Origin of the sequence: Hyphomonas sp. (assembly GCF_046313975.1) — a bacterium.
In the GTDB taxonomy this organism is placed as follows: domain Bacteria; phylum Pseudomonadota; class Alphaproteobacteria; order Caulobacterales; family Hyphomonadaceae; genus Hyphomonas.
In genome coordinates this window covers 38,501-60,594 of the sequence record NZ_JBKBXB010000002.1, presented here as the reverse complement: position 1 = coordinate 60,594, position 22,094 = coordinate 38,501, and the positions used below count along the sequence as shown (strand labels likewise).

Annotated in this window: 19 protein-coding genes; 4 read left to right on the top strand and 15 right to left on the bottom strand. The window is 66.5% G+C overall.

The annotated features are described in order from the left end of the window. Positions 1 to 11 precede the first annotated feature (11 nt). From ACK4TE_RS01175 to ACK4TE_RS01160, 4 genes are all read right to left on the bottom strand, one after another. Complete coding sequence (locus tag ACK4TE_RS01175; protein ID WP_409909633.1) at positions 12 to 1,121, bottom strand: cell wall hydrolase; 1,110 nt, start codon at positions 1,119 to 1,121, stop codon at positions 12 to 14. Between the two features lie 439 nt (positions 1,122 to 1,560). Continuing rightward, positions 1,561 to 4,278 (bottom strand): pyruvate, phosphate dikinase, encoded by a 2,718-nt coding sequence (gene ppdK, locus ACK4TE_RS01170; RefSeq protein ID WP_409909632.1) that lies wholly within the window; start codon positions 4,276 to 4,278, stop codon positions 1,561 to 1,563. A 194-nt stretch (positions 4,279 to 4,472) separates the two neighbouring features. Further along, complete coding sequence (glyS, locus tag ACK4TE_RS01165; RefSeq protein WP_409909631.1) at positions 4,473 to 6,722, bottom strand: glycine--tRNA ligase subunit beta; 2,250 nt, start codon at positions 6,720 to 6,722, stop codon at positions 4,473 to 4,475. Between the two features lie 145 nt (positions 6,723 to 6,867). Continuing rightward, positions 6,868 to 7,107, bottom strand: coding sequence for a CDGSH iron-sulfur domain-containing protein (locus ACK4TE_RS01160; RefSeq protein WP_409909630.1), 240 nt, complete (start codon positions 7,105 to 7,107; stop codon positions 6,868 to 6,870). Positions 7,108 to 7,219: 112 nt separating this feature from the next. Between ACK4TE_RS01160 and ACK4TE_RS01155 the strand changes: the two genes are divergently transcribed. Further along, a complete protein-coding gene (locus ACK4TE_RS01155) occupies positions 7,220 to 7,969 on the top strand; it encodes a hypothetical protein (RefSeq protein WP_409909629.1) in 750 nt (249 codons plus the stop codon). On the opposite strand, the gene ACK4TE_RS01150 is transcribed toward ACK4TE_RS01155, so the two are convergent. From ACK4TE_RS01150 to ACK4TE_RS01120, 7 genes are all read right to left on the bottom strand, one after another. Further along, positions 7,954 to 8,379 carry a DoxX family protein gene (locus tag ACK4TE_RS01150; RefSeq protein ID WP_409909628.1) on the bottom strand — a complete coding sequence of 142 codons (426 nt, stop codon included), beginning with the start codon at positions 8,377 to 8,379 and terminating at the stop codon, positions 7,954 to 7,956. The genes ACK4TE_RS01155 and ACK4TE_RS01150 overlap by 16 nt on opposite strands. Next, complete coding sequence (locus tag ACK4TE_RS01145; RefSeq protein WP_409909627.1) at positions 8,376 to 8,663, bottom strand: HigA family addiction module antitoxin; 288 nt, start codon at positions 8,661 to 8,663, stop codon at positions 8,376 to 8,378. Before ACK4TE_RS01145 ends, ACK4TE_RS01150 begins: the two co-directional genes overlap by 4 nt. A 14-nt stretch (positions 8,664 to 8,677) precedes the next feature. Next, the gene (locus ACK4TE_RS01140) at positions 8,678 to 8,962 is read right to left on the bottom strand and encodes a type II toxin-antitoxin system RelE/ParE family toxin (RefSeq protein ID WP_409909626.1); all 285 of its coding nucleotides are present in this window, start codon (positions 8,960 to 8,962) and stop codon (positions 8,678 to 8,680) included. Between the two features lie 121 nt (positions 8,963 to 9,083). Next, on the bottom strand, positions 9,084 to 9,980 hold the full coding sequence (locus ACK4TE_RS01135; RefSeq protein ID WP_409909625.1) for a glycine--tRNA ligase subunit alpha: 897 nt from the start codon (positions 9,978 to 9,980) through the stop codon (positions 9,084 to 9,086). A gap of 249 nt (positions 9,981 to 10,229) precedes the next feature. Then, positions 10,230 to 10,961 (bottom strand): tRNA1(Val) (adenine(37)-N6)-methyltransferase, encoded by a 732-nt coding sequence (locus ACK4TE_RS01130; protein ID WP_409909624.1) that lies wholly within the window; start codon positions 10,959 to 10,961, stop codon positions 10,230 to 10,232. After that, complete coding sequence (locus ACK4TE_RS01125) at positions 10,958 to 11,164, bottom strand: DUF2007 domain-containing protein (protein ID WP_409909623.1); 207 nt, start codon at positions 11,162 to 11,164, stop codon at positions 10,958 to 10,960. Before ACK4TE_RS01125 ends, ACK4TE_RS01130 begins: the two co-directional genes overlap by 4 nt. After that, the gene (locus tag ACK4TE_RS01120) at positions 11,164 to 11,649 is read right to left on the bottom strand and encodes a CC0125/CC1285 family lipoprotein (RefSeq protein WP_409909622.1); all 486 of its coding nucleotides are present in this window, start codon (positions 11,647 to 11,649) and stop codon (positions 11,164 to 11,166) included. The genes ACK4TE_RS01125 and ACK4TE_RS01120 overlap by 1 nt, the downstream gene beginning before the upstream one ends. A 227-nt stretch (positions 11,650 to 11,876) precedes the next feature. On the opposite strand from ACK4TE_RS01120, the gene ACK4TE_RS01115 reads away from it, so the two are divergent. Together ACK4TE_RS01115 and ACK4TE_RS01110 are read left to right on the top strand one after the other, a co-directional pair. After that, entirely contained in the window at positions 11,877 to 12,833 is a 957-nt protein-coding gene (locus ACK4TE_RS01115; protein ID WP_409909727.1) for a polyprenyl synthetase family protein, read from the top strand. A 520-nt stretch (positions 12,834 to 13,353) separates the two neighbouring features. Further along, on the top strand, positions 13,354 to 13,797 hold the full coding sequence (locus ACK4TE_RS01110) for a hypothetical protein (protein WP_409909621.1): 444 nt from the start codon (positions 13,354 to 13,356) through the stop codon (positions 13,795 to 13,797). A 224-nt stretch (positions 13,798 to 14,021) separates the two neighbouring features. Here ACK4TE_RS01110 and ACK4TE_RS01105 read toward each other — a convergent pair whose 3' ends face one another. From ACK4TE_RS01105 to ACK4TE_RS01090, 4 genes are read right to left on the bottom strand one after another with little or no spacing between them, the layout of a single operon-like run. Further along, the gene (locus tag ACK4TE_RS01105; RefSeq protein ID WP_409909620.1) at positions 14,022 to 15,104 is read right to left on the bottom strand and encodes a glycosyltransferase family 4 protein; all 1,083 of its coding nucleotides are present in this window, start codon (positions 15,102 to 15,104) and stop codon (positions 14,022 to 14,024) included. Then, complete coding sequence (locus ACK4TE_RS01100; protein WP_409909619.1) at positions 15,095 to 15,976, bottom strand: 4-(cytidine 5'-diphospho)-2-C-methyl-D-erythritol kinase; 882 nt, start codon at positions 15,974 to 15,976, stop codon at positions 15,095 to 15,097. The genes ACK4TE_RS01105 and ACK4TE_RS01100 overlap by 10 nt, the downstream gene beginning before the upstream one ends. Positions 15,977 to 15,989: 13 nt before the next feature. Beyond that, a complete protein-coding gene (locus ACK4TE_RS01095) occupies positions 15,990 to 17,702 on the bottom strand; it encodes a tetratricopeptide repeat protein (RefSeq protein ID WP_409909618.1) in 1,713 nt (570 codons plus the stop codon). 59 nt (positions 17,703 to 17,761) lie between these two features. After that, complete coding sequence (locus tag ACK4TE_RS01090) at positions 17,762 to 18,961, bottom strand: N-acetylmuramoyl-L-alanine amidase (RefSeq protein ID WP_409909617.1); 1,200 nt, start codon at positions 18,959 to 18,961, stop codon at positions 17,762 to 17,764. Between the two features lie 430 nt (positions 18,962 to 19,391). On the opposite strand from ACK4TE_RS01090, the gene ACK4TE_RS01085 reads away from it, so the two are divergent. Beyond that, a complete protein-coding gene (locus tag ACK4TE_RS01085; protein WP_409909616.1) occupies positions 19,392 to 22,058 on the top strand; it encodes a ribonuclease E/G in 2,667 nt (888 codons plus the stop codon). The last annotated feature ends 36 nt before the right edge of the window (positions 22,059 to 22,094 follow it).

The window sequence follows — 22,094 nt, the reverse complement described above, 5'->3', positions numbered from 1 at the left end:
GTCAGGCTCGCTCAGAACGCGCCGTCAACCGCAGCGGACGTGCCGGTCTGGCGCGCCATGTATTCTTCCACCGCGCTCAGCTTCGCCGTGTCCTTCTTTGCCTCGGCCTCGGCCGCAGGCACCGTCTGCACGCTCATGATGCGCGGCGCAGCGGACGAGACCGTGCGCGTGGAGGTCGACACGCCCGCGGGAGCCGCAGTTGGCGAGATCGTGTAATAGCCGTCATCCGCCGCCGAGCTCTTGTCGGCAAACAGCAGGCCTTCATCAATCACATCGCCGGGCGCGGCGTTGGCATCGAGCGCGGCGAGCTGCATGCGCGCCGATTCCTTGCGGGCCTCGAAGTTGCGGTTCACGCTCGCCCATTCGCTGCCGCGCGGGAACCGGTAGAAGATGTGCAGGCCGATCTTGTCGGTCTGAACGAGGCCCGAATTCCAGATCGGGTCGACATAGGTCGCGTGGTAGTGCGTCGCCCCGCCGGTGCGTTCCTCGTTGAGGCCCATCAGCACATGCGCGGCAATGCGCTTGGCGCGGTCCCAGTTCTCGCCCACGGGCTTCTTCTGCATCGCGCCGTCGCAGGTGAAGGTAAACTGGCAGCCCGTCGTGCGGGTCGCGCCCTGGAACACCACGCCGCACGCGGTATCCGGATAACGGTGGTCGCGCATGCGGTTGGCGATCACTTCCGCCACGGCCAGCTGGCCTTCCAGCGGCTCGCGCGCGGATTCGTAATACACGGCCTGCGCCATGCACATCAGTTCGGAATCGATGGTCTCGGCCCGGCGCACCTGCTCGGCGGAGAAGGACGCGAGCGTCTGCAGCGCCGCGCCGTCGCGGTCGCGCATCGCATACCGGCTCATCGAGGAATCGGGGTCGCGCTTGAGGGTGTATTCGACGGTGCGCAGCCAGGGCGTATCGAGCAGCGCCGGCGTCATCGCATCGGCGCGCGCCGCAAGGCCGGCATCCTGGAAGGCGGCAAACCGTTCGGCTTCGGCCCGGTATTCGGCATCAGCGCGCAGGGTAGCCTGCTGACCGGAGATCATCGGCAGTGTCACGGAAGCCGTCACCGCACACACGGCGATCATCCCGCCACGGATGAATACTTCCCGCTGTTCCTGGTCAGTCATACCGAGCCACCACCGTTTGAGCTTTTCACGCAGCCCATTCAGGGGGCCGAGACTCGCCCGGCTTGGTTGAAGAAACCTTAACATCACCGTTCCTCTTTTCCCGGCCGGCGGTTGTCGTCCCGCCTTATTCCCCGGGTTAATTGGGGTTCAACGCACTTCATGAGGACCGTACGCGTCCCGTCCCGCAGATGCAGGACAAGGCGACTTGGCCCACCCGAAACTATCTAGCAATAATTCAGCCAGTCCGGAGAGTGACATTTCTGAGAGGCGCCCGCTCGCGTAGAAGTTGCGGGTTCATGCAATTTCACGGAAATTGCGCACATCTCACTGAATTTGAACGGTTTTAATGGCTAACAGGGCGCAACCTCAGCGATTCCCTGCCGAGGCCCCTGTGGCTGAAAAACAACACTCAAGCGCCGCCTGAACGGGCAGCTTCTGGCTAGTTTGCGGCCTCTTTGAGCGCCGCCTGTGCCGCCGCGAGACGGGCAATCGGCACCCGGTAAGGCGAGCAGGAGACGTAATCGAGGCCCGTCCGGTGGCAGAATTCCACCGAGGCCGGGTCGCCGCCATGCTCTCCGCAGATTCCCAGTTTGATACCCGGCCGGGTGCGTTTGCCGCGCTCCGCAGCAATCTTCACCAGTTCACCCACACCGTCCTGGTCGAGCGTCACGAAAGGGTCTTTCTCGTAGATGCCCTTCTCCGAATAGGCCTGCAGGAACTTGCCCGCATCATCGCGGCTGATGCCCAGCGTCGTCTGCGTCAGGTCATTGGTGCCAAAGGAGAAGAAGGCTGCCGACTGCGCAATCTCACCCGCCTGCAGCGCCGCACGCGGCAGCTCGATCATCGTGCCGACGGTATAGTCGACCGTCACGCCCGTCTCCGCAAACACCTTCTGCGCCGTCTCATCGACGAGCGCCTTCAGGATCGCCAGCTCGCGCTGTGTCGCCACCAGCGGGATCATCACTTCAGGCACCGGCTTCAGCTTGCCTTCCTTGGCGACATTCACCGCAGCCTCGAAGATGGCGCGCGCCTGCATCTCGTAGATCTCGGGATACGTGATGCCGAGCCGGCAGCCGCGATGGCCCAGCATCGGATTGCTCTCGTGCAGGTCATGCGCGCGCCGGCGCAGCTCGTCCGCGCTCAGGCCAGAAGCCTTCGCCACGCCCGCGATGTCCTCATCCGTATGCGGCAGGAATTCGTGCAGTGGCGGGTCCAGCAGGCGGATGGTCGCCGGGCGGTTTTCCAGGATGCGGAAGATTTCCTCGAAGTCGGAACGCTGCATCGGCAAGAGCTTCGCCAGCGCCTCGCGGCGGCCGGTCTCGTCATTCGCCAGGATCATCGTGCGCACTGCCGGGATACGCTCTTCCTCGAAGAACATGTGCTCCGTCCGGCAGAGGCCGACGCCTTCGGCGCCGAACTCGACCGCCGTGCGCGTGTCCAGCGGCGTCTCGGCATTGGCGCGCACCTTCAGGCGGCGCACCTTGTCGGCCCAGCCCATCACCAGCCCGAAATCGCCCGACAGGTCCGGCTTGATCAGGCTGATCGCGCCCGCCATCACGCGGCCTGTGCCGCCATCGATGGTCACCACATCGCCCTTGCGGAATGTGCGCCCGCGCACCGTGAACTCGCCCTTGACGCCGTCCACCTTCAGGTCGCTCGCCCCGCACACGCAGGGCCGGCCCATGCCGCGCGCCACCACGGCCGCATGGCTGGTCATCCCCCCGCGCGCCGTCACGATCGCGCGCGCCGCATGCATGCCCTTGATATCGTCCGGGCTCGTCTCGACGCGCACCAGGATCACGTCTTCGCCCTTGGCGGCCATGTTGAAGGCCTCCTCGGAATCGAACACGACCTTGCCGACCGCCGCGCCGGGGCTGGCGGGAAGGCCCTTCACGATCACATCGTAAGGCTTGCCGCCAGCTTTCTTGTTCTCGTCATCGCTCGGAATGCGCGGATGCAGCAGCTGGTCGAGCTGCGACGGGTCAAGGCGCAGAAGCGCATCCTTCTCCGAGATCAGCCCCTCTTTCACGAGGTCCACCGCGATCTTCACCGCCGCTGCCGCCGTGCGCTTGCCGTTGCGCGTCTGCAGCATGTAGAGCCGCCCGGCTTCCACCGTGAACTCGATATCCTGCATGTCCTTGTAGTGATGTTCCAGCTTCGCGGCGACATCGCGCAGCTGCTTGTAAACTTCCGGCATCGCATCTTCGAGCGGCTTGTCGCCCGAGCCCAGCGTCGCGGCGCGCTCGCGCGAGATCGGCGCCGGCGTGCGGATGCCCGCCACCACATCTTCGCCCTGCGCATTGATCAGGTATTCGCCGTAGAAGATCGGCGAGCCGTTGGACGGGTCGCGCGTGAACGCCACGCCGGTCGCCGAAGTCTCCCCGAGGTTTCCGAACACCATCGCCTGCACGTTCACCGCCGTGCCCCAGTCTTCCGGAATATCGTTCAGCTTGCGGTAGATGATCGCCCGGTCGCTCATCCAGCTGTTGAACACCGCCGAAATCGCGCCCCACAGCTGCTCGCGCGGATCATCCGGGAACGGACGGTCCAGCTCATCGAGCACCGCCTTCTTGTAGCGTACGATCACCTCTTTCCAGTTCTCTGCCGTCAGGTCGGTGTCGAGGTCGAGGCCCTCACGCTCTTTGTAATCGTCGAGGATGTGCTCGAACTCGTCATGCCCCATGCCGAGCACGACATTGGAATACATATGGATGAACCGGCGATAGCTGTCATAGGCAAACCGGTCGCCCGCGAGCTTCGCCAGCCCCGCCGCCACTTCTTCGTTCAGGCCAAGGTTCAGCACCGTGTCCATCATCCCCGGCATCGAGGCGCGCGCGCCCGAGCGCACGGAAACGAGCAGCGGGTTTGCCGGATCGCCGAACCCCTTGCCGGTCTTCTTCTCCAGCTCCGCCAGCGCCCCTGCGACTTCCGCCTCCAGCCCCGACGGCCAGGCCCGGCCGGTCTGGTAATAGGCGACGCACACGGCGGTAGAGATTGTGAATCCCGGGGGCACCGGCAGGCCCAGCTTCGCCATTTCGGCGAGGTTGGCGCCCTTGCCGCCCAGCAGGTTCTTCATCGAAGCGTCGCCATCCGCCGTGCCGCCGCCAAACGCGTAGACCCAGCTCCCGGCCTTCTCCTTGCGTGCCGCTTCACCCATCTGTCGCTCCTGTCTCTACCTGCAGCCGGGACTCGCCCAGCCGCCATTTTGTGCAAGTCCTATGCTGCATCGCACACCCAAAGAGAAGTGCGCGTTTCGTCTCCGGCGCGAGTGACAACGTTGTTAATTCGCGCGCCGCGCAAAGTGTTGCCCCGCCGCCGCGCCCTGCCCGTTCCGATGCGGAACAGGTTGCCTCAGCCCTCAATCCGCGAGAAATCCGCCACCTGATGGATCGCGTCGCGCACGCCTGCCAGCAGCGCCAGCCGGTTCGTCCGCACCGCCGCATCGGGATCGTTCACCATCACCGCCTCGAAGAAGGCATCGACCGGCGCGCGCAGGCCCGCCAGCACCGTCATCGCCCCGGCAAAGTCTTCCGTCTCCAGCGGCCCGGCGAGCGTCGCCTTCACATCGCCCAGCGCCTTCGCCAGCGCCTGCTCTGCCTCCGGCCCTTTGGCCACCAGCTTCGCATCCACCTTGTCCGCGCCCGGCAGCGCGCCCTTCTTCTCTTCCGCCTTCAGGATATTCGCCGCCCGCCGATACCCCGCCAGCAGGTTCGCCCCATCCTCCGTCGCAAGGAACGCGCCGAGCGCTTCCACCCGCTTCACGATAAGCACCAGATCATCCTCACCCAGAGCAAACACCGCATCGATCAGGTCATGCCGCTTGCCCTGATCGCGGAGGACTTGCTTGAGGCGGTCGGAGAAAAACTCGCGCAGATTCAAAATTGTCGGAGGAAGCTGATCGAGGAAACTAGCTAAAAGCTCTGCCTCTGTTTTCAGGCTCGCCACGCGGGCGATGAATCCTTTCGCATCTTCGTCATACCGAGCGAATTGCTCTTTGATAGCCTTGGCCTTTGAGGCGCGTTCAGCCTCATCCAACTTTTCAGTGTCGAGACGAGTCAAACTTGCACGAACAATCGCTTGTTTGGCTCTGTGATCGGGTTGGATCATCGAGTAGGACAATCCAACCTTGAGCTTATTCTCCAATACAATCCTCACCACACCCAGCGCCGCGCGCCGCAGCGCGAACGGGTCCTTCGATCCCGTCGGCTTCTCATCGATCGCCCAGAAGCCCACCAGCGTGTCGAGCTTGTCCGCCAGCGCGACCGCCACCGAAACCGGCTCCGAAGGCACGGAATCGCCCGGCCCCTGCGGCTTGTAATGATCGCGGATCGCATCGGCGACGCGCGCATCCTCGCCGGCGGCCAGCGCATAATACCGCCCCATCACGCCCTGCAATTCCGGAAACTCGCCGACCATCTCGGACACAAGGTCCGCCTTCGCCAGCCGCGCCGCGCGCTCTGCGAGGTCAGGTTCCGCCCCAACCTTCGGTGCAAGCTCCCGCGCCAGCGCCGCCACCCGCTCCACCTTGTCGCCGAGCGAGCCCAGCTCCTCCTTGAACGCGATGGTCTTCAGCTTCTCGCCCATCACTTCCAGCGGCGTCGCCTTGTCCTTCTCCCAGAAGAAGCGTGCATCCGACAGCCGCGCCGACAGCACGCGCGCATTGCCCTCGGCAATCTTCGCGCCGCCATCGCTCGCCGCAATGTTCGCCACCACGATGAACACAGGCGCCAGCTTGCCCGTCTTCGCATCCGTTGCCGCGAAATACTTCTGGTGCGTGCGCATCGACAGCGTGATCACTTCCGGCGGCAGGTCGAGGAAATCAGGGTCCATCCGCCCAAGGACGACCACCGCCCATTCCGCCAGGCCCACCACTTCTTCCAGCAGGCCCTTGTCTTCAATCCACTGCAGCCCCGCGCCCGAACACGCCGCCTCGATCCCCTTCAGGATCACCGCGCGCCGGTCATCGCGCGACAGCACGACATGGCCCTTGCCTTCCAGCTGCTGCTTGTAATCCGCCCAGGATTTGACCGTGTACGGACCACGCCCGTGGACGCGGTGCCCCTCGGTCACATTCCCGCTCGCCAGGCCGCCCACTTCAAACGGCACCACCGCGCCATCGAGAAGGCACACGATCCGCTGCAGCGGACGCACCCAGCGCAGGTCGCCGTCCGCCGTCCGCATCGATTTCGTCCAGTGGAATGTCTTCACGATCTCCGGCACAGCCTCGGCGATCACGTCTTTCGCGTCGCGCCCCGGCACAGTCGTATAGGCCACATAGAAGTCGCCCTTCTTCGCGTCGGAAACGATGCTCGCCTCGGAAATATCCTTCAGCCCCGCCCCGCGCAGGAAACCCGCAATCGCCTGCTCCGGCGCGCCGACCTTCGGCCCCTTCTTCTCCTCGCGCACATCTGCCGAGCGCGCGTCCAGCCCCTCGACTACGACCGTCAGCCGCCGCGGCCCGGAAACGCCAAACGCCGCCTTCCAGGAGAGCCCCGCCTCCTTCAGCTTGCCCGTCACGGCGGCCAGGAGGTCCGCCTCCGCCTTCGCCTGCATGCGCGCGGGAATTTCCTCGGAAAAAAGTTCGAGCAGAAGTTCAGCCATGGGCCTGTCAATCACCGGAAAAGAGAACGCCCCGGCTTACAGCCGCCCGCGCCGGGGTCAAGGTGCGCTCCTCTTCATCCTCCCCTGCGAAGCGGGGGAGGTGGCAGTCCGCGCAGCGGACTGAGGGAGGGGGCCTACCTCGCCCTCAAAGCCCGTTATGGCTCCCGTCGCACAGCGGCTGCTTGCCTGTGCGCTTGCAGGCACAGAAGAACGCCCGGCCGGTCTTCTGGCATTCCCAGCCGACCGGGGTGAACTCCGTGCCCTTGTGGCTGCCATCGCAGAACGGCTGTGTCTTCGACCGTCCGCACGCGCACCACCAGTACATCTTCCCCTGCTCCACCTCGACCGGCAACGGCTCCCGGCCGGCAATTTCAGGCTCGCTCATGGCGTCATCCTCCCTACAGGCAGCCAATACTGCGCGCCGCACGCCGGGGTTGCAAGGTTGACGCCGCCCGCCTGCGGACACAAACTCCGCCCAATCCTGGGGAGGACGCGGTATGACGGCATCCGTACCGGCACAGCCACCGGCGCGCTTCGCGCCTTACCATCCGTGGGACCGCACCTTCTACCTCGCCTTCGTCCTCGCCTGCTGGCTCGGCACCGTCATGGGCTTCGCCCCGGCCGTCACCGACCGTTTCACCGGACAGGCCCCCTACAAGGCCTCGCTCATCCTGCAGGTCCACGCCTTCGTCTATCCCGGCTGGCTGGTGCTGCTCACCCTGCAGGTCCTGCTCATCCGCGTGAAGCGCGCGCCGCTCCATCATCTCCTCGGCCTCAGCGCGCTGGCGCTCATCCCGGTCATGGCGGTCAGCGGCGTCTGGTCCGAAATCCTCGCCCAGCGCTTCCGCGGTCCGGAGGATCACCTCGCGCAGGCCTTCTTCATCATCCCGCTCTTCTACACCGCCGCCTTCGTGATGCTCGCCGGCGCCGCGCTTATTCTGCGCGCCGATCCGTCCGCCCACAAACGATTGATCTTCCTCGCCACGATCACCATCGTCGGCGCTGCCTACACCCGTTGGTGGGGCGAAGCGCTGATGGATGCTTTCGGCGACGGTTTCTTCGGCATGATCATCAACACGTTCACGCCCTTCTGGCTGTTCGCGGCGCTCGCCGTGCTCTACGACTGGCACACCCGCCGGCAGGTTCACCGCGTCTTCGTCATCGCGCTGCCGCTGACACTCGCCGCCCACCTCGCCGTCTCGGCCATCTATCACGCCGGTGGTGGCTTCCCCTATCCCGCGCCATGAGCGGCATCTGACTTTTTCCGCCCGGGCCACTCTGCCCACGCCACCGCCGCAAGGCAGAGGATCAGCAGCACGCTATACTCCACCCCGTTGCGTCCGAGCCCGACAACAAACCAGCCATTCGGCAGGTGCACCATCACCATCCCCAGCGCCAGAATGCCCACATGCCCGAGGCAGAGCACGCTCACAAACCGCCTGAGAATGATCAGCGCCGGCGCGACAAGCTCATATCCCGTCACGCCCCACGCCCACGCAATCCCCACCGGAAAGCCCTGCGTCTCCAGCCACGCGCCAAACGGCGCTACGCCGCCCGCCGCCACCCGCGCCGCGCCATGAATAAAGATTAGCAGCGCCACGCCCATGCGGATGGCAGCAAGGGCCCGCGCCATACGGGTTTCGGCAGCAGAGCTCATGCAGTTTCCCGCCGCGGCAGTTTGCGGATCGCTGCGCCCACTTCCGCTTCGGCAACTGCCAGATCATAGGCCGCCTGCAGGTTCATCCAGAATTGCGGCGTCGTGCCGAGCCAATGCGCGAGCCGGAGCGCCGTATCCGCCGTGATCGCGCGATGCCCGTTGACGATCTGCGAAACCCGGTTCGCCGGCACGCCGAGCGCCTTGGCCGCCGCCGTCAGCGTCATGCCCAGTTCGGCAAGTTCCTCCGCAAGCACCGTTCCCGGATGGATGGCAAAGTTCTTCATCGCTTTCACCGCCTTCAATGATAGTCCACGATCGTCACGTCTTCCGGCCCAGGCGCCCCGCGCGCCCACCGGAACACGATCCGCCACTGGTCGTTGATCCGGATACTGAAGTGCCCGGCATAATTCCCGCGCAACGCTTCCAGCCGGTTGCTACGCAATGCGCCAAGGTCCTGTAACGACTGCGCCGCATTCAGCACCTGCAACCGCCTCCGGGCCTGCTCCCGAAATCCCCGGAACGCCCGCACATCTTCGCCATTTGCGAAAGATTCAGTCGCACGGTCCCCGAAACTCTGGATCATTCGTGAGGAGATATATGACGCATGACGTCACACGTCAAGTCGAACGAGAGATTCAGATTGTTCCCTCTCAAGCGCCCTTGCCTCCTTGGGGGCGAGGGGTTCACAGGCCGGTTCAGCGACTTCAGCCCCGCGCCGCTTCCTGCTCCGCCCACTGCGCCGCCGCGCCGCGCGCCAGGTCGCGCACGCGCGCAATATACGCCTGCCGCTCGGTCGGCGAGATCGCGCCGCGTGCATCGATCAGGTTGAAGGTGTGGCTGGCCTTCAGCGCATAATCATACGCCACCAGCGGCTTGCCCGCTTCCCGCAGCGCCACAGACTGCGCCTCGCAATCGGCAAACCAGCGCTTCAGCATCTCGACATCCGAATGCTCGAAATTGAACGCGCTCTGCTGGCGCTCATTCTCCAGGAACACATCGCCATAGGTCAGCGGAACATCCGAGTCCGGATCATTGAACGGCAGGTCATACACATTGTCGACGCCAAACACATACATTGCGAGACGCTCGAGCCCGTAAGTCAGTTCGCCCGAAACCGGCGCCACGTCCAGCCCGCCCACCTGCTGGAAATAGGTGTATTGCGACACTTCCATCCCGTCACACCACACTTCCCATCCGAGCCCCCAGGCGCCCACGGTCGGGTTCTCCCAGTCGTCCTCCACGAAACGTATGTCGTGTACGGACGGATCAATCCCGATCCGGTAGAGGCTCTCCAGATAGAGGTCCTGCAGGTTCGGCGGGTTCGGCTTCAGGATCACCTGATACTGATAATAATGCCCCAGCCGGTTCGGGTTCTCGCCATAGCGGCCATCTTTCGGCCGGCGCGAGGGCTGCACATAGGCCGCCCGCCACGGTTTCGGCCCCAGCGCGCGCAGCACGGTGGCCGGGTGCAGCGTGCCCGCGCCCACTTCCATGTCATACGGCTGCAGGATCGCGCAGCCCTGCGCGCTCCAATAGTTTTGCAGCGTCAGGATCAGGTCCTGAAACGATTTCGGTTTGGCGTGGGCCTTCGGGGCGGGCATGGGCATCGTCCGTACAAATAATCCCGCCGGACCTAGCGCCTCAGCGCCCGGCGCGCAACGGCCTCACTTGCGCTTGCGCTTGGCCGGATCGTCATAGTCCCGGTTCCCGAACAGGCCAACCCATGCGATCACCACGCCGAGGATCAGGCTCGCTACGAAAAGGAATGTGAACATGGTCGCGTCCTCCGTGCCCCCCTCAACTCTGAATTGGGGACCCCCGCCCGGATTGCAAGCAAAATCGGCCCCGCCTCACCAGGAAACGGCCCTTCCCTCCACCACCGCCTGCGCCGCCTCGGTGCGCGCGCTGCCATCGGCGTCATGCGTCACCAGCGGGGCCAGCAGCGTCAGCGGCCCGCGCTTCAGCCCCTTGCGCCCGCGCACCAGCACGCGCCGCGCCGCCTCGCCCGCCTTCGACGCCACCGGCAGCACGGTGATCTCGCCTGCCTGCCGGTCAAACTGCGCCAGCACCCGCGCCAGCTCCGCCGCCCGGTGCACCATCACCACCGGCGCCCTCGGCTTCGCCGCAAACAGCATCGCCTTCACCCAGTCCTCGAGGCTCAGGCTCTCCAGATACGCCCCCGCCTTGCCCGCGCCCGGCTCCGAAATCTTGCCCGGCTCGAAGTAAGGCGGATTGGCAAAGACAAGATCAAACCGGTTCTCATGGGCCTTCACCCAATCGCCCGCCTCCGCCGTCTCGATGCGCACCCGCGCGCCAAACCTGTTCTCGTCCGCACCCGCGCGCGCCATCTCGGCCACCGCGCCGTCCTGCTCCACGCCGGTAAAGCTCACCCCCGGCAACCGGAACGCCGCCGGCAGCAGCGCCCCGCCGCACCCGCATCCGAGCTCCAGCGCCTCGCCGCCCGCCATCTCCGGCAAAGCCGCGGCCAGCAGCAGCGAGTCAAAGCCCGCGCGGAAACCCTCCGCAGGCTGAACAAGTTTCACCCGGCCCTGATACACCGTGTCTTCGGTCACCGCGCTCATCCCGGCTCCACACCCGCCAGGGCCAGCCTTGCCCGCGCTATCTGCTCTGCCGGCACAAGAATGCGCCGCGGGAACACGCCGATATTTCCCTCGACGGCAGAGATGTGCCGGTCGGCCACGAAATATTCGACGCCCGCCTCGCTCAGCAGGTGTTCGGCATAGGAGAGCTTCACCGGATCATTCGTCCGGAAGGCCTCCTCCATCAGTAGGATGCCACCCGCAGGTTCATCTCCACCGAGCGCGCGTCATACGCTTCCGCCTTGTCCGGTTTCGGCCCGGCGCCGGTCACGATCTCGAGGATCTGGGTCGACCTGCCGGAACTGCCCCCGCCCAGCGGAATGCCGAAGCCGACCCCTACGCCGACGCTCGACGAACGCCCATAGGACCCCGTGCCGCCGCCCACACTGATCGACGTGCCGCCGCCGCGCTTTTGTTCGGTCTCCATCCCCTCATGGGTGATCTCGAACCAGTCCTTGCCCTCCATCAGCGTGATCTCGCTGGCCCGCAGCAGCGCCATGTTGCGCGCCCGCAGGGGGTCCGTATCCGTGTAGGAAATCCGGTGGCGGCCCGTCTCCAGCTGCTGTGACATGTAGCCTACCGCGCCCTCCTTTTTGGCGGGCGCATAGGCGGTGGATGTGGCACAGGCGGCCACAAGGGCGAGGGCGGGGATGAGGATCGCGTGTTTCATGGGCCACATCTACCGCGAATCCGCCCTGCTTGTCAGCAGTCCAGCCTTTCCGGGGTTGATGACAAACCCGTCATCGGCTGAATACATGCGGCCCGGTGCCACGTCGCCTTGGACATGGAGCCTCGTAGAATTACTTAAACCTCAGGCAGACCCTGAACGGAGCCCGTCCTTTGACCCTTGCCCCGAAACCGAAAAGCAAGGCGCAGCTGTCCTCGCTGGTCGACCGGATGCAGGATCTGGTCGCGGCGGACATTGCCGCGGTCGAACACCTCCTTGCCACCCGCGCCGCCAGCCCCGTCTCCATCATCCCGGACCTTTCCGGCTACATCGTCTCGGCCGGCGGCAAGCGTTTGCGCCCGCTGATCACCCTGATCGCCGCAAATGCGGTGGGCGAGGCAAACCCCGCCACCCACGCCCTCGCCGCCGCGGTCGAGTTCATCCACACCGCCACGCTCCTGCACGATGATGTCGTCGACGAGAGCGCCCTGCGCCGCGGCAAGCCCGCCGCCAAGACGATCTGGGGCAACAAGGCCTCCATCCTGGTCGGCGACTTCCTTTTCGCCCGCGCCTTCAACCTGCTGGTCGAAACCAACAGTCTGACCATCCTCAACCGCCTCGCCACCGCCTCCACGGTGATCGCCGAAGGCGAAGTGCGCCAGCTCGCCGCCATGCAGTCGCGCGACCTGCCGACCGAGGAATATCTCGCCATCGTCGAAGCCAAGACCGGCGCCCTGTTCGAAGCCGCCGCCGAAACCGGCGCCCTCTCCGTGGGCAGCGAAACCCATGCCGGCGCGCTCGCCACCTATGGCAAGAATCTCGGCCTCGCCTTCCAGATCATCGATGACGCGCTCGACTATGGCGGCACCACCTCCGTTATCGGCAAATCCGTCGGCGACGATTTCCGGGAAGGCAAGATCACCCTGCCGGTCATCATCGCGCGCCGCCGCGGCTCGGACGAAGACCGCGCCTTCTGGGACCGCGCGCTGAATCCCGAGACGCAGGAAGATTCAGATCTCGCTCACGCCGTTCACCTGATCCGCGCCACCGGCGCCGCCGAGGCCACCGTGCAGGAAGCCGAAGCCTACGCCGCCCTCGCCAAGGGCGCCCTGCGCACCCTGCCCGCCTCCCGCTACCGCGACGCCCTCGAAGACCTCGCCGACTTCTGCGTCAGCCGGGCGTACTGATCCCAACCCCAGGCACAACGCCCCTCCTCCCCTGCGAAGCGGGGGAGGTGGATTGCGCTGAAAGCGCGAGACGGAGGGGGCCGCCCCACGCACAAACTCCGCAGACCCCTGCGCAGGCAGGGGTCCAGCCTTTGAGTACGCTGGATACCTGCCTCCGCAGGTATCCACGGCAGGCGCCCAGCCCCCCCTTACGCAACACTTCCCGAAAAAATCCCCAACCCAATCAGCGCGTTAAAAGAATTCCACAGGAAGTTACGCTACACCTCCCGGGCCATGAGATACTTCTCTCATGCACCCGAGCCCGCCCCCTGAACCAGAACTCGTCCGTGAGGCCAACAGCCTCATCGGCTAGCTGATTGGTCAGCTCACGGAGCTACTCGCGCCGGGCTATCTCGGCGCGCGGCCGCAGCTCATCAAGGTCTGCAAGCATTTCCTCGTCCCCGCCGAAACCGCCCTGCGCCGCCTCATCCACCTCATCGCCGCCACACTTGAACCCGCACGCGCCCCGAAACCGTTCCCAGTGAATCTCCGCGCAGCCGGAAATCCTGCTCCGTATACGGACCAAAAAACCCGCACGCCCCTCTTCCGCCTCACCGAACCGCTCCCGCGCAGCCCCGACCCCCGCCGCGCAAAACCCACGCCGCACACCGGCCCCCGCATCCGCAATTTCGACGACCCTATTCCGCGCCCGCCGCCGCCGCGCCCTGCGCCCAGCTTCGATGCCTACCGCGACCGCCTGCTGCGCCGCCTCGCCGCGCTTCAGGCCGCCTTCGCCGACCCGGCCGCCGCCGCCCGGCGCCTCAAACGCCTTGAGGCGCGCGTCGCCCCCGAACGCCCGGTCCTCTCGCTCTGGCGCATCCCCGGCTACGCCGCGCGCCCGATCACCGACCAGGGCCGCGCCCTCCTCGACAGGCTCAACACCGCCGTCGCCCACACGCGCACGGCCTATCACAACTCAAGCTGAGCTTTCCTCAAAACCCATTCATCCGCACCCGGAAGGCCCAGGCCTCTCCGGGCAAAGGTGCTGGGCGGAAGACATAAAGTGATGCGATCCACACCTTCGCGGCCTGATGCTCTCACGAGCAAAGCGCAGGCGGTGAGCGGGACCAGAAATCGCACTGCGATTTACCCGCGAACGCCGCGGGCTTCAGCCCGCGAAGAGCACCGAGCAAGAATAAAAAGAGCCCCTTACTTCCCCTCCGCCGCCAGCTTCGCGCCCAGCTCGCGCCGCTGCTTCAGCCACAGCCACACGCCCGCCGCCGCGAGCCCCACAAACACTATCACATCCACCGGCAGCCCGCCCGCATCATATGCCCCGGCCTGCGCCGCGAACGGCCCGGCCACCACCGCGCCGGCGCACACCGCCGTCATGCCCCACCAGACCCGCGCCACCTGCACATGCGGCCAGCCCGCGCGCAGCAGGATCTGATAGGCATGATCCCGGTGCGCCTGCATCAGCGGCGCCCCGCGCCGCGCCCGCCAGGCGAGGGTCATGAACACATCGATCAGGATCGGCAGGCACAACGTCAGCGGCACCAGCACCGGCCCGACGCCCGCATAGATGACAGACGCCCCGCCGATCAGTCCGCCTACGGACAAAGCCCCCGCATCCCCGGCAAACAGTTTGCCGCGCAGGTTCCAGAACAAGAAACCGCCGGTCGCTGCCGCCGCCGCCAGCAACAGGCCGGTCAGCAAGGCCAGATCCTGCCGCTCCGGCATCAGCGCCGCCGACGGCGCCAGCAACAGGACAAGCGAAGCGAGGATGATTAGCGCCGTGCCCATGGCGATGCCGTTCGCCCCGTCCATGAAGTTCACGGCATTCGCCATCACAAAGACCACCGCGGCCGCCAGAAGCCCGCCCAGGATCGCAGGCAGCGCAATCGCCGCTCCGCCCACGAACAGTCCCGCCGGCGCCGTCCCGAGCAGCACAGCGCCGAGCGCAGCCCCCACCAGCGCCAGCAGTTTCGCCGAAGCCGGCAGACCCTTCGCATCGTCCAGCCAGCCGAGCAGCGCCGCCACGACGCAGAAGCCCGCCACCCCCGCCAAGGGCGGGGCAAACATCAGGCCGGCAACATGCGCGCCCAACGCCTCCAGCGCCGCCATCGATGCCGCGACGCCCGCCAGGATGCCGACCCCGCCGGAGCTCGGCACAGGTGCGGCCTGCGTCTTGCGTCCGCCATCCGGCGCATCCTTCGGCCCGAACCGGACCATCAGCCCACAGACGAGCAGGCTCACCACGAAGGGCGTCAGCACCGCCGCAATTATGTCCACCGCTCGCCTCCGAGTCGCGTCGGAACGGCCCACCAGTCCGGGCGCTCCTGTTTGAGGATGATCGAGGCACGCTCGGCCTCGGCAAGTTCCGCAAACAGCGCAAAGCAGGTCGCGCCCGATCCGCTCATCCGCGCCAGCAGGGCCCCGCGCTGCTGCGCCAGTAGGTCCAGCACCTCGCCGATCTGCGGCACAAGCCGGATCGCCGGCGCTTCAAGGTCATTGCGCTGGCGCGCCAGCCATGTGCCCAGCGCCTTCGCCGAAGAAAACTCCGGCCACGGATCAATCTCGGAGAAATCCGCCCCGCCGCCATCCCCATCAAACGCGCGGAACACTGGCCCGGTCGGGCAGACCACACGCGGATTGACCAGCAGCGCCGAAATCCAGGGCAGCGCCGCAGGCGTCACCCGCTCACCCTCCCCCTGCATCCGTGCCGGCGCGCCCTCCAGCGCAACCAGCACATCGCCGCCAAGGCCCGGCGAAATAGCCCGAGCATGTGCCCGGTCCACGCCCCAGAGCTCCGTCAGCCTGCGGAGCACCGCCGCCGCATCGGACGATCCCCCGCCGATCCCCGCCGCCACAGGCAGCCATTTCTGCAGCTCGATCCGCGCGCCCGCGCGCACACCGGAGGCCTGCTGCAAGGCCTTTGCCGCGCGCAGCACGAGATTGTCCTCCACTGACCCCGCATCGGCGCCAAACGGGCCGTTCACCGTCAGGCTGATCTCGTCCGCAAGCTCCGCCTTCACATAGTCTGACGCGCCAATGCCGCCAAAGGCCACCAGCGAGTCAAGATCATGCCGCCCGTTCGGTTTCACCGGCCCGACATGCAGGAACAGGTTCACCTTGGCCGGTGCCGGTGTGGCAAGCGTTGTCATCTGCAGCCGTCCGTCACGGCGCCGCCGAATTGCCACGCGCGGGCGGCTCCAGCGGAATGCCTCCCATCAGCTTCTCCTCGATCTTCGCGCGCTCCTCCGCAGACGGATCAAGTTTCAGTGCACGCCGCCACTGGAAGCCTGCCTCTTTCCTGCGCCCCACCTGCCAGTAGGCATCGCCAAGATGATCGTTCAGCACAGGATCACCAGGCAGCAGCTCAACGGCGCGTTCGAGATAGTCCACCGCCTCTTCATACTGGCCGAGCTTGTAGTGCGCCCAGCCGAGGCTGTCGATGATATGGCCGGAGCGAGGCTCCAGCTCCACGGCCCGGCGGATCAGGTCAAAGCCTTCCTCCAGCCGTATGCCGCGGTCGATCCAGGAATAGCCGAGATAGTTCAGCACGGTCGCATTGTCGGGGCTCAGCTCGAGCGCTCTCGACAGGTCGGCTTCGGCGTCCTCCCACTTGTTCAGCCGCTCGCGCGCCGCGCCGCGCATGAACACCGCCTGCCAGTCCTCGCGGCCTGCAGCGGCGTCCGCCGACAGAATATCGTCCAGCACGGCCTCGGCCTCGGCATACTGGTCCTGCGAGGAATAAAGGTTCGCCAGCTGCAATTGCAGCGCCCGCTCCGGCTTAGCCGCCAGCGCCTCGCCCGCCACTTTCAGCGCCTCTTCCGGCTGGCCGGTCAGCATCAGCGCCCGCGCCAGCTGCCCGCGCGCGGTCGCATAATAGGGCGAGTTTTCCGGCACGGCCCTCAGTACACGGATTGCCTCTCCCTCCCGGCCGGACTGGATCAGCGCCTGCCCCAGCAGGGCCCGCGCCGCCTGCATCTCCGGGTCCAGCGCCAGCGCCAGCACGAAATAGACCGCCGAGACATCATCGCTCGACTGGAACATCAGCGCCGAGGCCGGCAGGTACACCGCCAGCGCCGCGCCCTCGCGCGCTGTCAGCCGCCTTGGCGGCGTCGCCTTGCCGGCCAGAATGTCCGCCTTCAGAGCTTCCAACGCGGCGTTCTGGCCCACATCCCTGCGGAACGCGTCGAGCACATTGATGGCCGCCTCGCTGTCGCCCCGCGTGGCCAGCAGCCGCGCATAGGCCTCCGCGCCCACGGCAAGGCGCGCGCCGGTCTCCCAAAGCGCCGCGAAGGTTTCGGCAGCCTTGGCATCCTCGCCGGCCGAGGCCTGCATGAAGCCCAGCATGTGCAGCGTGGCGCTGTCGAGGCGCGGCTCGCCGGTCAGGTTGCTCATCAGCACCGCCTCGGCGCCCGCCACATCCTTCTCGCCGAACAACGCCCAGGCGGACAGGTTGCGGCCCATCATGCGGTTGAAGGCGCGGAAGTCGCTCGCCTCGATCAGGTCGATCGCCTGCCGGTGGCGCCCGCGCCCCAGCGTGTCGATGGCCAGTGTCAGCCGCACGAGGCCGGACTCATTGCCTGTATCGCTCGCCCGTCGCGCCATGCCGGCGGCGAGGGCATAGTCATTGGCCAGCAGCGCCGAAAACACCGCCCGCTCCGCCACCGAGGCGCCCTCCGGCGCGGTCGACAGGGCGGAGGCGTAATGGCGCGAGGCCGCGGCCGGGTCATTCGTCATCGCCGCAAAGCGCGCGATCATGAAGTCGCCATAGGCGCGCGCCTCGGCCGGGGTTCCCGTGCTGCCGGGATAGGATGTGCTCGCGCAGGCTGCGGCAAGCAGGAGGGGCGCCAGCGCCCCGAACAATCGGTGGAATGTCATGCCCGGCAGTTTGCAGCATCCGGCAGGCCCGGCAAGAGGCCCGGAACGGTCAGGGCCGGTCAGTTCGAGGCGAGGCGCAGGTCCTGCTGGTCGAAATAGGTGTCGATGGCCGCCGCCACGGCCTTCACCGCCGCCGCCCTGCCCTTGTCGGACTGCAGCCGCTTGGCATCGTCCGCATTGGTCAGGAAGCCGAGCTCCAGCAGAACAGCCGGCACGTCCGGGGCGAGCAGCACATAGAAGCCGGCATTGCGGTGGGTGTTGCGCAGCACTGGCCCGGCCTTGGCCAGTTCCGGCAGCAGCATCTCGGCAAACTCCGCCGAGCGGGTCTTGGTCTCGCGCTTCACGAGATCTTCCAAAAGGCCGCTCAGGCGCTCCGGCGTGCCATCCTCGATGTCGATCTTCCAGTCATTCCGGCTGGCCTCGCGGTCGATCCGCGTCTCGCCCCGGGCCGAGATCGTGTAGACGGAGGCCCCGGAAACGCTGCTCGCCGCCGCCGCATCGGCATGGAGGGAGATGAACAGCTCCGCCCCCCAGTTGCGGGCCTTGGTCACCCGGTCCTCATGCTCGACATAGATGTCGGTCTCCCGGGTCAGGCGCACGTCATAGCGGCCGGATTTCTCCAGCAGGTCGCGCAGGTCGAGCGCCGCCTTCAGGGTGATGTCCTTCTCGCGCCCGCCCGACAGGGCAAGGGCGCCGGGATCGCGCCCGCCATGGCCGGCATCGATGACGACCACATGCTTGCGCCCCTTGCCGGACCGGCGCGCCGGCTGGGTCGCCGCTCCGGCCAACTCCCGGCGGATTTCGGCCCGCTGCGTCGCCATCTCGGTTTCCAGCTTCGCCAGCCGCTTGGTGTCCCGGCGGGCACTGGTCGTGAAGCGGGCCGCCGAGATCGTGTCGAGGTCCAGGATCACCCGCCAGGCCTGCTCCTTGCCGGTCGGCGGCAGGCGCAGCATCCGGGTCACCGCCAGCGGCCGGTCCAGCCAGAATTCCAGCCGGTCGGGGGCGAGCGCCCATGCCTCCACCCCGCCCGTGCCTTCCCCGGCGGCCGAATACCCGTTCTGCGTGAGCAGGAGCACAACCTTGCGTTCCCCGCCCTGTTCCATCAGCAGCGCATCGGCCGTCTCGGGCCGGTCGGTCCAGATGGTGATCCGGGTGGGCGCCCCGTCGCCTACGATTCGCACCTGCGTCACATCGGCGGAGGCCTGAAAAAGGCCGCTGAATCCGAGTAGTAGGATCAGGATGCGCAGGGCGTTCAGCATCGGCGGCAGGGGCGGGTCCAGCGGGCTTCAGGGCGATTCGTCTCAGCCGGTCATAGCCGCAGGAAGATTAACCCCCGCTTGACCGCGCCTGAATGCCTGCAGCTCAGCGGTTCGGAATTTGGCTCTTTCATTTGGGGGCGAAATTGGGCACATTGCGTCCGTGGCCGTCCGAAGGGGCTGGCCCATAGGTTTCCCAACAGCGCGCCCCAGGTCCGGCTTCCCCTGAAAGGCAAGCGGACAGCGCGCTCCGGAAAGCAAGGATTAATGCGCACTTGTGCCTTACACACTGCAGGATTCGCCGGGTCGCCTTCGCGATCGGCGGTTCCGCGCGTGCCGGCACATCCCTCACAACAAATTATCTCCGGCCATCCGGGCCATCTGAGGCGCCTTGCGCCCTGGCCCGCCGCGCCGGACCGAAAGGTTCTGTTACATGAGCAGACTGATGCTGATCGATGCGGCCCACGGCGAAGAGACCCGGGTTGCCATCGTAAACAATGGCCAGGTTGACGATTTCGACTTCGAGACAACCGGCAGCGAACAACTCCGCGGAAACATCTATCTCGCCAAAGTGACCCGGGTGGAGCCCTCGCTCCAGGCCGCCTTCGTCGAGTATGGCGGTAACCGGCATGGCTTCCTCGCCTTCAGCGAGATCCACCCGGACTATTACCAGCTGCCCGCCGAAGACCGCGAAGCCCTCCTGCGCGAAGCCGCCGCCGAGGCTGCTGCGGCGATCGAGGATGATGAGGACGGCCTCTACGTCCCCCACGGCATGAGCGCCGAGATGGACCATGGCGGGAGCGGCCACAGCCATGACCATGACCACGATCATGCCGGCGATGATGAAGACGGCGAGGACGAGGAGTTCGAAGCCTCCGCCGACGACGGCGAAGGCGATGCGGAAGCCGAGAATGACGACGAAGCCGCCCCTCGCCGCTCGGCCAGGCCGGCCCGCCGGAATGGTGGCCCGAAGAAGACCCAGCGCACCCCGATTTCCAAGCGCTACAAGATCCAGGAAGTGATCCGCCGCCGGCAGGTCATGCTGGTCCAGGTCGTCAAGGAAGAGCGCGGCAACAAGGGCGCCGCCCTCACCACTTACCTCTCCCTCGCCGGGCGTTATTCGGTGCTGATGCCCAACACGCCCCGCGGCGGCGGCATCTCCCGCAAGATCGTCAACTCGGCCGACCGCAAGCGCCTCAAGTCCATCGTCTCGGAACTGGACGTGCCGGAAGGCCAGGGCCTGATCGTGCGCACGGCCGGCGCCAAACGCACCAAGGCCGAGATCAAGCGCGACTATGACTATCTCTCGAAACTCTGGGAACAGATTGTCGAGAAGACCATGAATTCCGAAGCCCCGGCCCTGATCAATGCCGAGGGCGGCCTTGTCCACCGCGCCATGCGCGACATGTTCGACAAGGAGATCGAGGAAGTCTGGGTGCAGGGCGACGAGGCCTACCGCGAGGCGAAAGACCTCGCCAAGATCATCATGCCGAGCCAGTCGAAAAAGGTTCAGCAATGGCGCGAGGAAGACCCGCTCTTCGTCGCCGAAGCGGTCGAGAACCAGCTCGATTCGATCTACTCGCCGGTCGTTCAGCTGAAATCCGGCGGCTATCTCGTGATCAACCAGACCGAAGCCCTCGTCGCCATCGACGTGAACTCCGGCAAGGCAACACGCGAGCGCAATATCGAGCAGACCGCCGTGCGCACCAACCTGGAAGCGGCCGAGGAGGCCTGCCGCCAGATGCGCCTGCGCGATCTCGCCGGCCTGATCGTTATCGACTTCATCGACATGGAGGAGAACAAGAACAACCGCGCCGTCGAGAAACGCCTGAAGGAGTGCCTGAAGGTCGACCGCGCGCGCGTGCAGCATGGCCGCATCTCTCAGTTCGGCCTGATGGAAATCTCCCGCCAGCGCCGCCGTCAGGGCGTGCTCCAGGCAACCTCCGACCCGTGCTCGGCCTGTAACGGCACCGGCCGGCGCCGCTCGATTCCCTCCGCCGCGCTGCAGCTGATCCGCGCCATCGAGGCCCGCGCCGCGATGGGCGGCCTGAAATCGATCTCGGTGAAAGCGCCGACCGATGTGGCACTCTACATCCTCAACAACAAGCGCGAAGCCCTGATCGAGATCGAGCGGGTCGCCGGCTTTGCCGTGTCGATCCACTCCTCCGAAGACATGCTGCCGGGCGACTTCACGCTCGACGCCGAACGCGACCCCGGCGCGAAGCCGAAGAAACGCCCGACCCCGCGCTCGCTGATGAAGCCGACGCCGCAATCGGTGCGCGATGAGGATGACGAGGACGGTGACGAGGACATCATTCCGGATACGGATGATGAGGCCTCTGATGAGGATGAAGGCGATGCGCCCGCGCCCGCCGCTGCCGGAGAAGGGGGCGGGCGCCGCAAGCGCCGCCGCCGCCGCAGAGGGGGCAAGGGCCGCGAAGGCCGCGAGACCGGCCTCGAAGTCGTTGATGGCGAGGCCTCGCCTGCCCCGGTTGCCGAGGCCGACGCCGAAGGCGAGGACGGCGATGAGGATGATGACGAGGAAGGCGCAGAAGATGGCGCCGCGCCGCAGCTCGACGCCGATGGCCAGCCGAAGAAACGCCGCCGCCGCGGACGCCGGGGTGGCCGCCGCCGGCGCCGCACTGGCGAGGCCCGCGAGGGCGACGCCACGATCGCGGCCATCGCCGATGGCGGGGCCTATCTCGACGGCCTGTCCTCCAGCGCCGAAGCGATGCTGGGCGACGAACCGGACGCTGACGCCGTGGCGGATGCACCGGCCGAAGCCGCAGAAGCCATGGAGCCCGATGCTCCGCCTGCGGAGGAAGAGGCCCGCAAGCCTCGCCGCCGCCGTGCCCCGAAAGCCGAGGCCGCCGAACCGGTGGCCGAAGCCGCGCCGGAGCCTCAGCCCGAGCCGCAACCGGAACCGGTGATCGAAACCCCGGCTCCGGAATCCGAACCTGTGCCCGAGCCTGAGCCCGTGACCGCAATGGCCGAAGCCCCGGCACCGTTGGCAGCACCTGCCCCGGCACCTGCACCGGCGCCCGAACCCCAGCCCGAAGGCCCGAAACGCACCGGCTGGTGGAACCGCGCGAAGAAGTAGCCCTCCCGGCAAATCGAAACACCATCCTCCCCCGCA

Excerpts from the sequence above, each read along its gene's own strand:
- ACK4TE_RS01175 (WP_409909633.1), bottom strand. The coding sequence starts at position 1,121 with ATGACTGACCAGGAACAGCGGGAAGTATTCATCCGTGGCGGGATGATC.
- ppdK (WP_409909632.1), bottom strand. The coding sequence starts at position 4,278 with ATGGGTGAAGCGGCACGCAAGGAGAAGGCCGGGAGCTGGGTCTACGCG.
- glyS (WP_409909631.1), bottom strand. The coding sequence starts at position 6,722 with ATGGCTGAACTTCTGCTCGAACTTTTTTCCGAGGAAATTCCCGCGCGC.
- ACK4TE_RS01160 (WP_409909630.1), bottom strand. The coding sequence starts at position 7,107 with ATGAGCGAGCCTGAAATTGCCGGCCGGGAGCCGTTGCCGGTCGAGGTG.
- ACK4TE_RS01155 (WP_409909629.1), top strand. The coding sequence starts at position 7,220 with ATGACGGCATCCGTACCGGCACAGCCACCGGCGCGCTTCGCGCCTTAC.
- ACK4TE_RS01150 (WP_409909628.1), bottom strand. The coding sequence starts at position 8,379 with ATGAGCTCTGCTGCCGAAACCCGTATGGCGCGGGCCCTTGCTGCCATC.
- ACK4TE_RS01145 (WP_409909627.1), bottom strand. The coding sequence starts at position 8,663 with ATGAAGAACTTTGCCATCCATCCGGGAACGGTGCTTGCGGAGGAACTT.
- ACK4TE_RS01140 (WP_409909626.1), bottom strand. The coding sequence starts at position 8,962 with ATGATCCAGAGTTTCGGGGACCGTGCGACTGAATCTTTCGCAAATGGC.
- ACK4TE_RS01135 (WP_409909625.1), bottom strand. The coding sequence starts at position 9,980 with ATGCCCGCCCCGAAGGCCCACGCCAAACCGAAATCGTTTCAGGACCTG.
- ACK4TE_RS01130 (WP_409909624.1), bottom strand. The coding sequence starts at position 10,961 with ATGAGCGCGGTGACCGAAGACACGGTGTATCAGGGCCGGGTGAAACTT.
- ACK4TE_RS01125 (WP_409909623.1), bottom strand. The coding sequence starts at position 11,164 with ATGGAGGAGGCCTTCCGGACGAATGATCCGGTGAAGCTCTCCTATGCC.
- ACK4TE_RS01120 (WP_409909622.1), bottom strand. The coding sequence starts at position 11,649 with ATGAAACACGCGATCCTCATCCCCGCCCTCGCCCTTGTGGCCGCCTGT.
- ACK4TE_RS01115 (WP_409909727.1), top strand. The coding sequence starts at position 11,877 with ATGCAGGATCTGGTCGCGGCGGACATTGCCGCGGTCGAACACCTCCTT.
- ACK4TE_RS01100 (WP_409909619.1), bottom strand. The coding sequence starts at position 15,976 with ATGACAACGCTTGCCACACCGGCACCGGCCAAGGTGAACCTGTTCCTG.
- ACK4TE_RS01095 (WP_409909618.1), bottom strand. The coding sequence starts at position 17,702 with ATGACATTCCACCGATTGTTCGGGGCGCTGGCGCCCCTCCTGCTTGCC.
- ACK4TE_RS01090 (WP_409909617.1), bottom strand. The coding sequence starts at position 18,961 with ATGCTGAACGCCCTGCGCATCCTGATCCTACTACTCGGATTCAGCGGC.
- ACK4TE_RS01085 (WP_409909616.1), top strand. The coding sequence starts at position 19,392 with ATGAGCAGACTGATGCTGATCGATGCGGCCCACGGCGAAGAGACCCGG.